The 14,728-nt window shown below is 71.8% G+C and carries 16 protein-coding genes; 7 read left to right on the top strand and 9 right to left on the bottom strand.

Features of this window, described 5'->3' with window-relative positions; genetic code table 11:
* Positions 1-116 precede the first annotated feature (116 nt).
* Positions 117-521, top strand: a complete 405-nt coding sequence (locus tag J2S58_RS02645; RefSeq protein WP_205255486.1) for a GNAT family N-acetyltransferase — start codon at positions 117-119, stop codon at positions 519-521.
* Positions 522-627: 106 nt separating this feature from the next.
* On the opposite strand, the gene J2S58_RS02640 is transcribed toward J2S58_RS02645, so the two are convergent.
* Both J2S58_RS02640 and J2S58_RS02635 read right to left on the bottom strand, forming a co-directional pair.
* Positions 628-1,572 carry an ABC transporter permease gene (locus J2S58_RS02640; RefSeq protein WP_205255485.1) on the bottom strand — a complete coding sequence of 315 codons (945 nt, stop codon included), beginning with the start codon at positions 1,570-1,572 and terminating at the stop codon, positions 628-630.
* Between the two features lie 35 nt (positions 1,573-1,607).
* Complete coding sequence (locus J2S58_RS02635) at positions 1,608-2,618, bottom strand: sugar ABC transporter substrate-binding protein (protein ID WP_205255484.1); 1,011 nt, start codon at positions 2,616-2,618, stop codon at positions 1,608-1,610.
* A gap of 381 nt (positions 2,619-2,999) precedes the next feature.
* Here J2S58_RS02635 and J2S58_RS02630 point away from each other — a divergent pair, with 381 nt between their 5' ends.
* Positions 3,000-4,157: a glycoside hydrolase family 76 protein gene (locus tag J2S58_RS02630; RefSeq protein ID WP_306826310.1), complete on the top strand. Its 1,158-nt coding sequence runs from the start codon at positions 3,000-3,002 to the stop codon at positions 4,155-4,157.
* Here the strand turns inward: J2S58_RS02630 and J2S58_RS02625 are convergent.
* Positions 4,060-5,109 carry an extracellular solute-binding protein gene (locus J2S58_RS02625; protein WP_205255482.1) on the bottom strand — a complete coding sequence of 350 codons (1,050 nt, stop codon included), beginning with the start codon at positions 5,107-5,109 and terminating at the stop codon, positions 4,060-4,062. The two genes, J2S58_RS02630 and J2S58_RS02625, sit on opposite strands and share 98 nt — an antisense overlap.
* Before the next feature lie 221 nt (positions 5,110-5,330).
* On the opposite strand from J2S58_RS02625, the gene J2S58_RS02620 reads away from it, so the two are divergent.
* Positions 5,331-6,377: a LacI family DNA-binding transcriptional regulator gene (locus J2S58_RS02620; RefSeq protein WP_205255481.1), complete on the top strand. Its 1,047-nt coding sequence runs from the start codon at positions 5,331-5,333 to the stop codon at positions 6,375-6,377.
* A 137-nt stretch (positions 6,378-6,514) separates the two neighbouring features.
* Here the strand turns inward: J2S58_RS02620 and J2S58_RS02615 are convergent, their stop codons facing one another.
* The 3 genes from J2S58_RS02615 to J2S58_RS02605 form a co-directional block, all read right to left on the bottom strand.
* Positions 6,515-6,868, bottom strand: a complete 354-nt coding sequence (locus J2S58_RS02615; RefSeq protein WP_205255480.1) for a DUF2200 domain-containing protein — start codon at positions 6,866-6,868, stop codon at positions 6,515-6,517.
* Between the two features lie 87 nt (positions 6,869-6,955).
* A complete protein-coding gene (locus J2S58_RS02610; RefSeq protein WP_205255479.1) occupies positions 6,956-7,144 on the bottom strand; it encodes a hypothetical protein in 189 nt (62 codons plus the stop codon).
* Positions 7,145-7,406: 262 nt separating this feature from the next.
* Positions 7,407-7,811, bottom strand: coding sequence for a (R)-mandelonitrile lyase (locus J2S58_RS02605; protein WP_205255478.1), 405 nt, complete (start codon positions 7,809-7,811; stop codon positions 7,407-7,409).
* Positions 7,812-8,149: 338 nt separating this feature from the next.
* Here J2S58_RS02605 and J2S58_RS02600 point away from each other — a divergent pair, with 338 nt between their 5' ends.
* From J2S58_RS02600 to J2S58_RS02590, 3 genes are all read left to right on the top strand, one after another.
* Entirely contained in the window at positions 8,150-9,571 is a 1,422-nt protein-coding gene (locus J2S58_RS02600; RefSeq protein WP_205255477.1) for an FAD-binding oxidoreductase, read from the top strand.
* A gap of 26 nt (positions 9,572-9,597) precedes the next feature.
* Positions 9,598-9,984 (top strand): DUF2255 family protein, encoded by a 387-nt coding sequence (locus tag J2S58_RS02595; RefSeq protein ID WP_205255476.1) that lies wholly within the window; start codon positions 9,598-9,600, stop codon positions 9,982-9,984.
* Between the two features lie 79 nt (positions 9,985-10,063).
* The gene (locus J2S58_RS02590) at positions 10,064-10,597 is read left to right on the top strand and encodes a GNAT family N-acetyltransferase (RefSeq protein WP_205255475.1); all 534 of its coding nucleotides are present in this window, start codon (positions 10,064-10,066) and stop codon (positions 10,595-10,597) included.
* A gap of 129 nt (positions 10,598-10,726) precedes the next feature.
* Here the strand turns inward: J2S58_RS02590 and J2S58_RS02585 are convergent, their stop codons facing one another.
* From J2S58_RS02585 to J2S58_RS02575, 3 genes are all read right to left on the bottom strand, one after another.
* The gene (locus J2S58_RS02585) at positions 10,727-11,296 is read right to left on the bottom strand and encodes a GNAT family N-acetyltransferase (RefSeq protein ID WP_205255474.1); all 570 of its coding nucleotides are present in this window, start codon (positions 11,294-11,296) and stop codon (positions 10,727-10,729) included.
* A gap of 55 nt (positions 11,297-11,351) precedes the next feature.
* Positions 11,352-13,265 (bottom strand): KUP/HAK/KT family potassium transporter, encoded by a 1,914-nt coding sequence (locus tag J2S58_RS02580; protein WP_205255473.1) that lies wholly within the window; start codon positions 13,263-13,265, stop codon positions 11,352-11,354.
* 302 nt (positions 13,266-13,567) lie between these two features.
* Positions 13,568-14,032, bottom strand: coding sequence for a DIP1984 family protein (locus J2S58_RS02575; protein ID WP_205255472.1), 465 nt, complete (start codon positions 14,030-14,032; stop codon positions 13,568-13,570).
* An 84-nt stretch (positions 14,033-14,116) separates the two neighbouring features.
* Between J2S58_RS02575 and J2S58_RS02570 the strand changes: the two genes are divergently transcribed.
* Positions 14,117-14,707: a DUF1707 SHOCT-like domain-containing protein gene (locus tag J2S58_RS02570; RefSeq protein WP_205255471.1), complete on the top strand. Its 591-nt coding sequence runs from the start codon at positions 14,117-14,119 to the stop codon at positions 14,705-14,707.
* Positions 14,708-14,728 lie beyond the last annotated feature (21 nt).

The following is a 14,728-nucleotide window of genomic DNA, read 5'->3' as shown; positions in this document are numbered from 1 at the left end:
GCGATGTTCACGACCCGTCACACGGCGGAAATCCGAGAACCGGGTTCCCGGCGCGCCCCCGCACACGGACGTGGGCAGGCCGGCTCGGTGCACGCCCTCCGGCTAGGTTTCGTCCGATGACCGCAGCCCTGGCCTGGAGAGGCCCGTTCGCCAACGACGAGGCGCACCGACTGCACGCCGACGCCTTCGGTACCCGCGTCCATACCGCGCAGGAATGGGACTGGGAGCAGCTGGTCCTGAACCACAGTCTGGGATGGGTCACCGCCCGCCAGAACGGTGAGCTCGTGGGGTTCGTCAACGTGGTCTGGGACGGCGGCGCTCACGCGTGGCTGCAGGACACCATGGTGTCCACCACCCACCAGTCCCAGGGCATCGGTCGTCGGCTGGTGGAGCGGGCCGGCCGCGGGGCACGCGAGGCCGGATGCGAATGGCTGCATGTTGACTTCGAGGACCGCCTCCGTCCGTTCTATTTCGACGCCTGCGGGTTCACCCCCACCACCGCCGGGCTCCTCCGCCTGTGACAGATCGGCACTGCCCGGGGATGACGAGGGTCCAGCCCCCGCCGTCAGGAGAGGTCCTCCGGCGAACGCCGCCGGTTCGAACCCACCGGCACGGGCCCCACACAGCTCAACGCTCGCCGGCCGTCGTGCCGTGCGCGCGCTCGTCGCTGCGTCGGGCGGGATGGGCGCTGTTCACCACCAGGGCCACGACCAGCAGGGTGGCGTGCAGGACCTGCGAGGCGTAGGCGGTCACGTTGGCCAGGGAGAGGCCGTTGTCCAGGACGGTGATCACCAGCAGGGCCAGCACGGTCCCCCGGATCGAGCCGCGCCCGCCGGCCAGGCGGCCACCTCCGAGGATCACCGACGCGATGACGACGACCTCGGCTCCGGTGCCGGCCGACGGGAGCCCGGTGCCCAGCTGGGAGGTGCGCATCAGGCCGACGACGGCGGCGGCCAGACCGGACAGCACGAAGAGAGCGAGGACGGTGCGGCGCTCCCGGCCACTGTCGAGGCGGGTCGGGGCCGGGAGACGACCGATCTCCCTGAACCGGTGCCCGGGACGGGATCGGGAGGCGACCCCACCCAGGACGGCGACACCCAGCAAGATCAGGGCCGGGAGCGGCAGCCCCCACAGGGGTTCCGCGGTGCCCAGGGTGCGAAACCCGGTCAGGCCCAGGGCCAGGCCGCTGGGCACCAGGTAGGACAGGGCCCGGAGCAGGGCCATCGCGGCGAAGGTCATGGCGATGCTGTTGATACCACCGAGGGTGACCAGCAGACCGTTGGTCAGGCCGGTGAGCAGGCCGGTGCCGACCGCGAGCAGAACCGCCGGCATCAGACCGATGCTGGGTGCGGTGGCCGCCAGGACGATGCCGGCGAAAGCCGCTGCCGCCCCGACGGACAGGTCCACGTTGCCGGTCATGATCAGAAAGGTGGCCGGGACGGCGAGAACTCCGACCACGGCGAGGTCCTGCAGGACGTTGACGAGATTGCCAGAGGACAGGAAGTACGGGCTGGACACGGCGAAGACGATGCAGGCGAGCACACCGGTGATCACGAGGAGAACCTCGGTCACCGTCGGCCAGTGGACGGCCCAGGAGTTCCCCCGCGTCATCGGCCCGTGCACCCGGTGGTGTCGTAGTACTCCTCGACCGTGGATGCCGTGAGGAGAACGGTCTGGACGTGGAGGAACTCCGGTACCGCCTCCCCCGCCATCGCGGCGAGCAGGGTCGGGAGGACGAGCTGGCCGTAGCGGTCCGGGAAGAGAGCCGCCGCTCCCACCCACCGCCGATCGGTCCGGAGCTGACAGCGCTCGAACTCTCCGGCGCCCACCGCGGCGACCGCCGCCACGTCGCCGCCCCCGGGCGGCAGCAGGGCGATGGCGGCCGCGACCTGCTGGGCACGCACATCGTCGATCGCGGCGATCAGGACATCGGCGTCGGGGGGCAGCTCGCCCAGGATGGCTCCCAGGGCGCTCGGGTCACCGGGATCGACGAAGACCTCGGCATCCGACCGGCCCGGACACTCGTCCGCGAAGCCGGCGCGGATGCCCGCCACGCGCCTTTCCGTGGTTCCCGCGTCCGCCGGGTCCGCGGCGGCATCCTCGGTGGCGGGGGCGGCTGCGCCGACCACGACGAGCCGGGCGTCCGGACAGGAGTCGCGCTGTCGCGCAGCGCGACCCAGGGTTGCTCCGACCAGGTGTCCCGCCCGCGTGTCGTCCGATCCCACCGCGACGGTGCGACAGGGCACAGGGTCCGCATCGATGGTGACCAGGGGGACCCCGACGGGCCCCAGTTCGCAGAGGGACACCGCGATACCGGCAGCGCGGTGGACGATCCATCCGTCGACGTCCTGCGTGGCCAGGCGCCGCGCGCAGTCCAGGACCAGCGCCGGGTCGTCGCCGGGGTCGCATCGGATGAGCTCGGCCCCGGACAGCGTGGCCTGCGCGGCCACGGAATCGGTCACCGCCCGGCTGAAGGCGTCCGATCCGGCGGCCGCGATCAGACCGATCCGCAGGCCCGTGCCGGCGTCAGGGTCCACCGAACTCGACGGCAGGACGGTGTGATCGGAAGCCACCTCGGACCGCCCCGTGTCGACGGAGGTCGTCTCGGTGCCGGCCACCGGCGTCACGGTGGACGTGATGGGGGCCGGTGACGCCGGCGGCGGCAGGGTCGAGGTCGCCACGGGCCTGGAGGTTCCGACGGCGTCGGACGGAACCGGACCGGTGGTGGCGCAGGCCGACAGCACGACACCGAGGATCAGGGCCGTCCAGGCGCGGAGCAGAGAACGCCGAACCCTCGCCCGAACCCCGTGCGCCGGCCTTCCCGGCGCCTCGCGTGGTGGAACTGCTGACATGATTCTCCCGACGTCCGCCCGATCCGCCACGGCGGAGTCCGTCCCCACCCAACCAGAATCGAGGCCTGCGGTTTGTCCTCCCTGCGGCGCTCGCGGCTTGCCACCCTGGCTCTGATCCTGCTGGCCGTCGTCGGCTGTGGTGCGCGAGTGCCGTCCGAATTACCGGCCGTGGACGCGCTGGTGCGCCTGTACGACCAACGCAGCGGTGTCTGGCCGACGACCGGGTGGTGGAACAGCGCCAACGCCCTGACCGCATTGATCGACTCCATGCTCGAGTCCGGCGACCGGCGGTACGTCTGGGTCGTGCAGAACACCTACACGCAGAAGCGGGATGCAGCGCGGGGGGACTTCATCAACGAGTTCACCGACGACACCGGCTGGTGGGCGCTGGCCTGGATCAAGGCCTACGACCTGACCGGGGACCGTCGCTACCTGCAGACCGCGCAGCGCGGGGTGGACCACATGTGGACCGCTCGCGACGAGACCTGCGGTGGAGGCCTGTGGTGGAAGGACGACCGCCGCTACAAGAACGCCATCTCCAACGAGCTTTACGTGAAGGCGGCGGCGCAGTTGGCGGTGCGACTGGGTACCGACCAGCCGGCCGGTGCCGTTCAACTGGAGCGGGCGGTGGACGTCTGGCAGTGGTTCCGGGCCTCCGGGATGATCAACGCCGACGGGCTGGTCAACGACGGGCTCAACACCTCGACCTGCCGCAACAACAGGGGCATCACCTGGACGTACAACCAGGGAGTGGTGCTGGGCGCGCTGGTGGCGCTGGCTCAGGCGACCGGGGATTCGCGGTACCTGGAGCGCGCCCGGACGTTGGCCGATGCGTCCACGGCCGCCGGTGGCCTGCACGTCGACGGCGTCCTCACCGAGCCCTGCGAAGCGACCGGTTGCGACGTCAACGGGCCCAGCTTCAAGGGCATCTACGTCAGGAACGTCGGCGAGCTGAACCGGGCATTGGACGACCATCCGTACCAGGACTACCTCGCCGGTCTGGCGGCTGTCGCCTACGAGAACGACCGCACCCCCGATGACCAGTACGGACTGCACTGGGCGGGTCCGCTCGACCACGTGAGCGCGGCGAGCCAGCAGAGCGCGGTGGACCTCCTCGTCGCCGCGCAGCCCGTCCCCGACGACCCCACCTCCTCGGTCGCTCCTTCCACGGAGGAGACGCCCGCCCCGACCGTTCCCGGGACGCAGATCACCACGCCGACTCCTGCATTCTCCACCGACGCATCACCTCCCGCGTCGATCTCGCTTCCGTCCTCCACCGCGACCAGCGCGACCGCCCAGGGCTGACAGGGCGCCGTCGTCGGCCTGGTGGGGATCCTGGTCCTGAGAAGCCCAGGGAACTGGCGGCGAACTCCGGGTTGTCGGTCTTGAACGTCGGGTAGCCCCAGCTGCCCTGCAGGATCATCGCGGCCTTGCCGGTGTGCACGAGCGCGAAGTCCGAACCCGCGTCGGCGGTCACGGAGGCGAAGCCGTCGACGAAGGCACCGGCGTTCACCAGCTCCTGGATATTGGTCAGGGCCTCGGTGACGGCCGGGTCGGACCAGGCGTCGGGCTTGCCGGCCAGGATGTTCTCGAAGACCTCGGGGCCGCCGATCCGGTCGGTGAGGTACTGCAGCCACATCAGTTCGGGCCAGACGGACTGCCCGGCGATGGACAGCGGCGCGATGCCGGCGGCCTTGAACGTCGGGATGGACGCGAGCAGCTCGTCGTAGGTGGTCGGGACGGACAGGCCGACCTGGTCGAACACCGCCTTGTTGTAGTACATGACCACGGGCTGGACGTCGTTGAGCGGCACGGCGAACGTCTTGCCGTCCACCACGCCGTTCTGGGCCACCGAAGGCGTCACACGCTTCACGAGATCGGCGGTGGCGTCGGTGATGTCGTCGACCTGCTGGTTGGAGACGTAGTCGTTGAGGGCGCCACCGGTCCAGTTCATGATGAGCGTGGGGGCCTGCCCGGAGCCGACCGAGGTGCGGATCTTCTCCTTGTAGGCGTCGTTCGCGAACGCCTCCACGCCGATCTTCTGGTCCGCGTGGGCGGCGTTCCAGGTCTGGAACGTCTGCTCGATGACGGGCCAGCCGCCACCGGTCAGCACCCAGGCGTTGGCCTCACCGGCCGCGGCCGGGGCCGCACCGCCCGCACCGGAGGCACCGCCCGGGGTAGCCCCGCCACAGGCGGCGAGCGTGAGGCCGGCCAGCAGGGTCAGCGCCACGAGGGGCCGTCGGGAAATTCTGGTCAAGGGCGTCATTGCCTTTCCGAGGGGGACTCCGGGCCGCGAAACAATTTCACTAATTGTTTCGGGGATGAGCCGACCGTACAGAGAGCTCACGCTCGCTGACAACCACCTCACGGCCCTGTCTTGGCCGGATGTACCCGGCGAACGGGTGATTGCGGGGTGTGCGAAACTATTTCGTACCGGGAGGAAGATCATCGCCGGACCAGGACGGACGGAGTGACGCTGTGGGCAGACCCGAACGCACGACGCTGGATGCGGTGGCCGCCGCCGCCGGCGTCTCCAAGGCCACCGCCTCCAAGGTCCTCAACGATCGGGACGGGGTGTCGGACGCGACCCGGCAACGGGTGCTCGCGGCGATGAAGCGGCTCCGGTACGAGCCCAGCACGGCCCGGGCCGCCGGCTCCCTGCACCCCGTCGTCACCGTCCTGTTCGATGCCTACGAGAGCCTCTACGCAGCACAGGTTCTCGCCGGCGTGGTCGCCGCCGGACTCGAGCTGGACATCGACGTGGTGACCACCAATCCCACCGGCGCCCACCGGCACGACCCGCTGAGCGCCGAGTGGTTCCATCGGGTTGCCGACAAGGGCCACGTCGGGGTCATCGTCGTCACCACCGAGGTCAGCCCCGAGGTCGCCGGTGATTCGACGGGCGCCGGCCTGGGTCTGGTGCTGGTCGATCCGGTCACCGCCCGTGACGTGGACGACGACGGGCTGGTCAGCGTCAGCGCCACCAATTGGACCGGCGGCTACCAGGCCACCGAGCACCTGATCGCCCTCGGCCACCGGCGGATCGGGTTCGCCGGTGGACCCGCGGAGTCCCAACCCGCCCGGCAGCGGCTGCACGGGCACGTGGCGGCGCTGAGCGCGGCCGGGCTGGCGAACGACCCGGCGCTGACCAAGCAGGACGGTTTCCGGTACGAGGACGGCCGGGACATGGCGGCGGCGTTCCTCGACCTGCCGTCACCGCCGACGGCCATCGTGGCCAGCTGCGACGCCGGGGCGCTCGGGGTCATCGCGGCCGCCCGGGACCGGCAGCTGCGCCTGCCGCAGGAACTCAGCATCATCGGTTTCGACGACACCTACGCCGCGGAGTCCGCCTCCCCTCGCCTGACCACCATCCACCAACCGCTGCGCGAGATGGGGCGCCTGGCCCTGCGCACCGTGCTCGCCCAGTCCCGCGGGCAGGCACCGGAAGCGCATCACTACGAGCTGGTCACCAGCCTCATCGTCCGGGACTCCACCGCGCCGCCGCCCGGGCCGCCGACAGCCTGAACCGGGATCTCCGATGCCGGAGGGGACTCACCTGCGGGCACCGCTGCCCGCGGTCACCTGCCCGCGCCTCCTGGTCGACGGCGACGAGGCTGCCACCGGCCGGACCGCGCCGCGGACCCGGGCGGCGAGCCCGTGCTTCACGACCCGCGCAGGATCGACGACATCTTCTTCCCGCGAGCGACCTCGTCGACGAGCTTGTCCATCCACCGGATCTGCTGCATCAGCGGGTCCTCGATGTCCTCGACGCGGATCCCGCAGATCAGGCCGGTGATCTGCGTGGCGTTCGGATGGAGCGCCGGGGCACCGGCGAAGAACTCCTCCAGGGTGATGTCCTCGGCCACGGCCCTGGTCAGACCGGCCTCGTCGTATCCGGTCAGCCAGGAGACCACCTGGTCCACCTCGGCGGCTGTGTGCCCCTTCCGTTCCGCCTTGGCCACGTAGTGCGGGCGGATGGCGGAATACGGGGTGGTGAAGATGCGGTGGCCGGTCATCGATACCCCCTCCGGTGATGGTCCGGGTGCCGATGACCGTAACGGGTCCGACCCCGATGTGCAGCGCGGCGGACCGGGCCGGACGGGTCAGTCGGCCAGGTCCTGCAGGGTGCGGGCGACGGCACCAGGCAGGTCACCGGCCGCCAGGAGTTCGGTCCGGCCGTCGGCCAGGCTGCCCACCCAGAAGACGGCACGGTGGGTGTTCGGCGTGAGCCACCACAACAGGAGGCTGAACAGCCACACCCCGGCCGGGCCGCCCTGCGGATCGCCACCCATTCCGTCCCCGGGAGGCCGTCCCGAGGCATGTCGGTGGGCGGCTCGAACAGGTAGTCGTAGGAGCGCAGGGCGTCGAAGACCGTGCTGGTCAGGAACGCGTCGACCTCGGCGAGCGGCCGATGGGTCCGCCACGCCAACCTGACCTTCTTCGCCATCGCTCCCCCGCGTCCGTCCACACCGGCCGGGTGCCCCCGCCGGGCGGGATCCCACCACACGAGCACGGCTCCGGCACGTCAGCGCCGCACCTCGGTGGACGGGCGGATCACTCCGCGGGGGCGGTGTACTCCTCGTCGGAGACGGGGTCGAGCCAGGTGACGACCTGGCCCTGGTCGTCGGCCTCCTGCATGGCCACATGGGCCATGAACCGGGTGGAGGTGGCGCCGTGCCAGTGCTCCTCACCGGGCTCGATGACAACGACGTCACCGGGCCGGATGACGACGGGGTCACCACCCCGGCGTGCGACCAGGCCGACCCCGTCGGTGACGTAGAGGGTCTGGCCCAGCGGGTGGTGGTGCCAGGCGGTGCGCGCTCCGGGGGTGAACCGCACGTGGGCGCAGCCGATCGCCGACTGGTCGTCGGGGTTGCGGATCCCGTCGATGAACACCGCACCGGTGAACCAGCCCTCCGGGCCGCGCTGGGTGTCGGTGGTGCTGGCGGTGATCTTCACGGGTGTCTCCTCGGATCTCGGAACCGCTCCGACGGGCTAGCCCCGGGTGGGACCGCGACGACGTGGGCAACGGGCGACGTACCGGTTCCACGCTAGGTCCGGCCCGGTGGTCGCACCACTGCCGAACGGTGCCCTGTCACAACCCCCCACGACGCCGTGGCGCCGCCCCGCCCGTCCGCCCGGAACCGGACATGTCCGCTAGCGGATCTTGTCCGGCACACTTCGCTTTCCGGACGCTGGTCACGGCACCGGGGGGTTGCTGCGGCACCGAGGCGCGCGGGGGTCCTGGAGATGGTCGTGCGGCCGACACCGTCCGGCGGGGTCGCGGGAGCGCGTCGGTGACCGCGGGGGGCTCGACGCTGGGTCGCCCCACCGGAGCCGCCTCGCCCCCGCGACTGACGGGAGAGGTCGTCCGGCCCGGCGACGAGGCCTGGGGGCGGGCGCGGACCCCGTGGAACCTGCTCGTCACCCGCCGGCCGGCTGCCGTCGTGTTCGCCGGGTCGACCGCCGACGTCGTGCATGCCGTGGACTGGGCCCGCCGGACCGGGACCGCCTTCCGGATCCGCAGCGGCCGGCACAGCCTGGAGGGGTGGTCGTCCCTGGACGGCGGGCTGGTCATCGACGTGAGCCGGCTGAAGTCGGTGGACATCGACCCCGTGGCCGGGACCGCGACGCTCGGCGCCGGCCTCACCCAGCTCGAGGCGGTGGCCGCGCTCGGCGCCCACGGACTGGCCGCGCCCACCGGGACGGAAGGCAGCGTGGGGCTGGCCGGCGCCACCCTGGGCGGCGGGTTCGGACTCCTCACCCGCGCCTTCGGGATGGCCTGTGACAACCTCCTGGCTGTCGAGATCGTCGTCGCCGACGACCGCGGCGGCGCCCGGACCGTGCACGTCGACGAGTCGCACTCCCCCGACCTGCTGTGGGCGTTGCGCGGGGCGGGCAACGGGAGCCTGGGTGTCGTCACCGCGCTGACCTACCGGGTGCATCCCGTGTCGCAGGCCGCCACCCTGGTGGCTCGCTGGCCCGGTCTGGCGCACCTGTCCGAGGTGCTCGAGGTGTGGCAAGGGTCCGCACCGGCGGGCGATCCGCGCCTGACCAGCCAGCTGGAGGTCCGTCGCGACGAGGTCGTGCTCATCGCCGCGCTCGTCGACGGAACGGCGGCGGAGGCCATCGGCCTGCTCGCCGACCTGGTCGCCCTCGGCGACCCGGAGGTCACCACCACGCAGGGCTCATGGGCCGATCTCTACGCAGACCTGCAGATCCCGCTGGACGCCGAACCCGCGAACTGGAAGTTCGCCTCCCAGATCGTCCGCACCCCGTTGCCTCCCACGGCGATCGCCGTCGTCGGCGAGTTCATGGCCGCCGCACCCACCGCCGCGTGCAACTGGTTCGCCAACGCGTTCGGTGGAGCGCTGCCCACCGCGGAGCCGTCCGGCGGCGCCGCCTTCGCCCACCGGGACGCCCTGTTCTACGCCGAGCCCGGTGCCGGCTGGGGTCGGCGGGGTCCCGGCGCCGGCGACTGCGATGCGGACGCCCGCGAGACGACAGCGTGTCTGACCTGGGTGGCGGAGTTCTCGGCGGCGCTCGCCCCGTACGTGGACGGGGCGTACATCAACGTCCCCAACCCGGAGATGGCGGACGCGGAGCGGGCCTACTGGGGCGCGAACGTCGACCGACTGCGCCGGGTCAAGACCTGCTGGGATCCGCACGACGTGTTCTCGTCCCCGCAGGCCGTCGGCCCCCTCCGACCGGAGGGGTGAGCCACCACCGCGCGCAGACTGGGCTGGTGACCTCCTCCTGGACCGCCGCCGAGCTCGAGACGATCGGCGCCGCCGGTGAGCTGGAGATCGCGGTGACGCGTCTCGACGCGACGCTGCGCCCGTGGACCCCGATCTGGGTGGTGGTGGCCGGCCCGGACGTCTTCGTGCGCACCTGGTTCCAGCGCGAGACCGGCTGGTTCGGTGCCGCGCTCCGTTCCGGGCGGGCCCGCGTGCGTGTGCCCGGCCTCGAGATCGACGTCTTCCTCGCGCACGTCGGTTCGAGCGAGGCCCGGTCGGCGGTCGACGACGCCTACCGGGCGAAGTACGGGTCCTTCGGGGCGGCGTCGGCGGACCGGATGTGCACCGAGCAGGCCGTGGCCACCACCCTGCGGCTGAGCCCGGCCGGCCACTGACTGTCCGCGGGCCGAACCACCAGTGGTGGGAGCGACCCGCGCTGCCCCGTGGACAGCCGGCCAGGGCAGGATCGACCCCGTGATCGCCGCCCTGCCGCTCCCCGCCACCGTGTCGGCCGGGAGCCGGGACCTCCTGCTGCGCCGCGCCACCGGCGACGACCTGACCGCGCTCGTCCACCTGCTCTCCGACGACCCGGTGAGCGCCGGCCGCGGGGACCGCGCCCGGGACGCCGACACCGAGGCGTACCGGTCCGCCCTGCAGGAGATCATCGACGACCCGGCCAACGAGATCCTGGTGGCCACCGCGTCCTCCGGCGAGGTGGTCGCCACGTTCCAGCTCACCCGTATCCCCGGGATGGCCCGCCGGGGCACGCGGCGCCTGCTCGTCGAAGCGGTCCGCGTGAGCAGCACCCACCGCTCCGGCGGCATCGGCGGCGCGCTCATGCGATGGGTCGTCGACACCGCCGCCCCGGCGGTCGGGGCCTCGCTCGTCCAGCTGACGTCCGACGAGGCACGGACGGACGCCCACCGGTTCTACGAACAGCTGGGCTTCGTCGGCTCCCACCGCGGCTTCAAGTACCGGATCACGCCGGCACCTCAGACCCGCGGGTAGCAGGGCGAGCCGTGGTGGTCTGATCCCACCCCCGCGTCACTCTGTCGGGAGGGTGGGTCACCGGCCTCCGGAGACGGGGGCCATCGCGACCGGTCTGCCACGTCGTGGAGCGCCCGTGACAGCCGTGCCTCACCGTGGCTCGCCGGGCGGCTCGACATCCGGTGCGCTGAGCTGCATCTGCACCACCGCGACATCACGCCAGGCACCCAGCTTGTGACCGATGCGCCGGTAGGTGCCGACCGGCTCGAAACCCAGCGCCGCGTGCAGGCCGGCGCTGGCCGGATTGGGCAGGGTCATCCCGGCGGTGACGGTGCGGAACCCGCGGGCGGTGAGGCGCTCGAGCAGCGCCGTGTACAGCGCTCGTCCGCCGCCGCGACCGGTGGCGCCCGGCGCCAGGTAGACACTCACCTCGGCCGCCCAGCGGTAGGCGGGCCGGGCCTTGTGCGGCACGGCGTACGCGTACCCGATCACCGTGCTCTTGTCGCCGTCCGGGTCGCCGCCCGCGTCGAGCACCAACCAGGCGTGGGCGAGCTGGGCGGCGGCGATACGGGCGGCCATCTCGGCCACCGTGGGCGGGTCGGTCTCGAAGGTGATCGCCGTGTCGGTGACGTAGGGGGCGTAGATGTCCGCGCACGCCGCCGCGTCCGCCGCGGTCGCGTCCCGCACCACCGGCCCGGCGCCCTGCTGTCGATCCGTCACCGGTCCACCGTAGGAGTCCGCAGATCCCAGCGACGACCGGATGTCGCCCGCCCGCTCAGATGTCGACATCCCGTCCGACCACGACGGTCCGGCCGTTGGGCAGGCCGAGTGAATCGATGCGTTCGGGAGCCAGTCGGTCGAGCCCGATGAAGACCCGTTGCCGCCAGGTCGCCACCACGGTGCGGGCCCGGTAGTGCGGGGTGACGTCGGACAGGAAGTAGATGGCCGCGGCGACGTCGACGCGGGCCAGTTCCGGCGCCTCGTCGCAGGCCAGCCGGACGAGCTCCGGGACGGAGAACCGCTCGTAGTAGCCGATGTGGAAGGCGATCTCGTACACCCCGCTGCCGTGGTCGACGACCCGGATGCGCTCCTGCGCGGGCACCACGGCCAGGTCGGCGACCGTGGAGTGCACGATCAGCACGTGTTCGTGCAGGGCGTGGGTGAAGTCCAGCATGGACCGCATGGCCAGCGGGGCGATGTCCGCCGCGCGGCCCAGGTAGACCGCGGTGCCGGGGACGCGGGCCGCCCCGATGTGCTGGGCGATCTCGGTGTCGATGCTGTAGTCGGCGGTGCCCGCGTCGTCCTGCAGACGGCGGCGCAACCGGTGGGTCCCCCACGACCAGATGCCCATCAGGGAGGCCACGACGAAGCCGATGGACAGTGGCAGCCATCCGCCGGTCGGGATCTTCAGCGCGTTGGAGGCCAGGAAGAACAGCATGATCACCCAGATGAACGCGCCGACGGCGAACTCCCAGCTCCACTGCCGCGTGACGTGCCGCAGCACCAGGTAGATGGTGGTGGTGATGACGATCGTCATCGTCACGGCCAGCCCGTAGGCGTCGGTCAGCGCCTCGGAGCTGCGGAACGTGAGCACCAGGGTCAGCACCCCGGCGGCCAGCAGCAGGTTGACCGCGGGGAGATAGATCTGGCGGGAGTTCTCGTCGGAGGTGTGGGTGACCCGCAGCCGGGGCAGCAGCCCCAGCCGGCCGGCCTGGTGCACGACGCTGAAGCTGCCGGAGATCACCGCCTGGGAGGCGATGACCGTGGCCAGGGTGGCGATGACGACCGTGGGGATGGTCGCCCAGTGCGGGATCAGGCCCCAGAACGGGTCGTTCACCGCGTCCGGGTTGCGCAGCACCTCCGCCCCCTGCCCGAGGTAGTTGCACACCAGGGCCGGGAAGACGACGGCCAGCCAGGCCAGCGCGATGGGCCGGCGCCCGAAGTGGCCCATGTCGGCGTACAACGCCTCCGCCCCGGTGATCGCCAGCACCACACCGCCGAGCGCGACGAACGCGACCCACGGCTGCTCGGCGACCAGCAGCGCGATCCAGTGCGGCGAGAGCGCGGCCAGCACCTCGGGACTACGGACGAGGGAGAGCAGGCCGACGACCAGGATGATCGAGAACCAGACCACCATGACCGGGCCGAACAACCCGCCGATCCGTTCGGTGCCGAACCGCTGGAGCAGGAACAGCCCCGTCAGGATGACCACGGCGATGGGCACCACGACACCGGCCAGATCGGTGTCGAAGGTCTCGATCCCCTCCACCGCCGAGAGCACCGACACCGCCGGGGTGATCACCGAATCACCCAGGAAGGTCGCGGCCCCGATCATCGCGAGAACCGCGCACACCTGGGTGATCCGGGGCCCGCCACCGCTGAGTCGCAGCAGACCGAACAGGGCGAGCAGCCCGCCCTCGCCGGCGTTGTCGGTGCGCATGAGCAGCCGGACGTACAGCACGGTCACCACCAGGAAAAGCGACCAGATCAACATCGACACGGTGCCGAGCACCATGACCTTGTCCAGCCGACTGTCCGGTGTGGTGACCACCTGCTGGTAGGTGTAGAGGCCGCTGGTGCCGATGTCCCCGAACACGATGCCCAGGGCGCCGATGGCGGCGGCTCCGCCCACCGGCGCCGCCCTGCCCGCGCGCCGTCCGGTCGTACCGACCGCCACGGTGTCCGTCATGCCCAGTCCCTCATACCCATAGTGTGACGCACAGTCATCCTCGATCACAGAGCGCCCCGCGGGCAGTGTGCCTGGCGCCACGACAGCAGCGTGATGCCGGACAGCGAGGTCCCCGAACCCACCCTCGACGCGACCGGCCAGCACACGGTGATGCGACGTCCTCGATGAGGCGTCACCTGTACGTCGTGCTGGGCGTGCATCGTGCGAAGGATGGCGCCGCCCGCGCGCCGACAGGAGGTCGGGTTGCCCGCCGACCGCGGGTTCGTGCTCGCTCCGGTCTCGTCTACCGACTCGCTGCCTGCTCAGACCTGCAGGTCGACCTCCCAGTTGGTGCGCTGGATCTCGACGTCCAACTCGCGCAGTTCGCGGGCGACGACATCGGCCTGACGCCGGAGGTCCACCACGGGCAGGGCCGCGAAGTGCCGCAGCTCGGACCGCATCTGCCGGTAGCCGGCGTCGGAGCCCTGGGCGGCGGCCGCCGCGGTGGTCAGCAGGGAGTGCCGGGACCGCAGGGTCTCCCGGCGGGCCAGGGCCGCGGTCATCGTCCGTCCGTCGGCCAGCCGTGTCGTGGCGTTGGAAAGGTTGATCGCCACCACCAGGTCCGCCACCTGGTCGAGCACCGCGGACGCCTCGGTGACCAGGGCGCCGGCGTCCTCGGCCGGTTCCTCGCCCTCCTGGAAGCGGGCGTTGGCGATGATCCGGGACCGCAACTGCTCCACCCGGCGCTGCAGATCGGCCCGGGTCATCAGCGCTTCGGCAAGCTTCACGCCGGCGATCCTGCCACGACCGGGCTCGCCGGGTCGGCGCCGTCGGACGGGCCGCCGTGGGCGGGGTCTGGATAGCATCGGCCGATGACTGGACCCGATCCGGATGGACTGCGCGTCGGTGACCGGGAGCGGGAGCAGGCGGTGACCGTCCTGCACGACGCGGTCGGCGGCGGCTATCTCGACCTCGCCGAGTTCGAGGAACGCTCCCGCACGGTGTACGCCGCCCGGACGAGGGGCGACCTGCGCTCGGCGCTGGCCGACCTGCCCGCCGGCGCCCGACTGTTCCCGCCCCCGCCACCGGTCGGAATGGTGGCCACCGGCACCGAGCCGACCGCCGGCGCGGAGACGATGGAGATCGACTGGACCACGCGCAAGCGTCGTGGACCGTGGCAGGTCCCGGCCCACCTGATCATCCGGGGAGCGATGGGCACCGCCGATCTCGATCTCCGCGAGGCCACCGTCCCGGCCACCGGCTGCGTGATCACCGTGCTGACGTCGTGGAGCACGGTCAAGATCCGCCTGGGCGACACCATGTCCGTGCGGACGCAGGACTTCGAGGGCGGGTCGATGTCGGCACTGAAGGACAAGGCGGGCGCCCCGGCGGGTCCGGGCGGCCCGGTCATCGACATCCGCGGACACAACGACTGGACGACGGTGGTGCTGCGGCGCGCCTGACCGGCTGCCGCCGCATGGGTC

Source organism: Nakamurella flavida, assembly GCF_030811475.1.
Taxonomy (GTDB): Bacteria; Actinomycetota; Actinomycetes; order Mycobacteriales; family Nakamurellaceae; genus Nakamurella; species Nakamurella flavida.
Note: the sequence above shows the minus strand (reverse complement) of the source record. Positions and strands in the feature narration are given on the sequence as shown.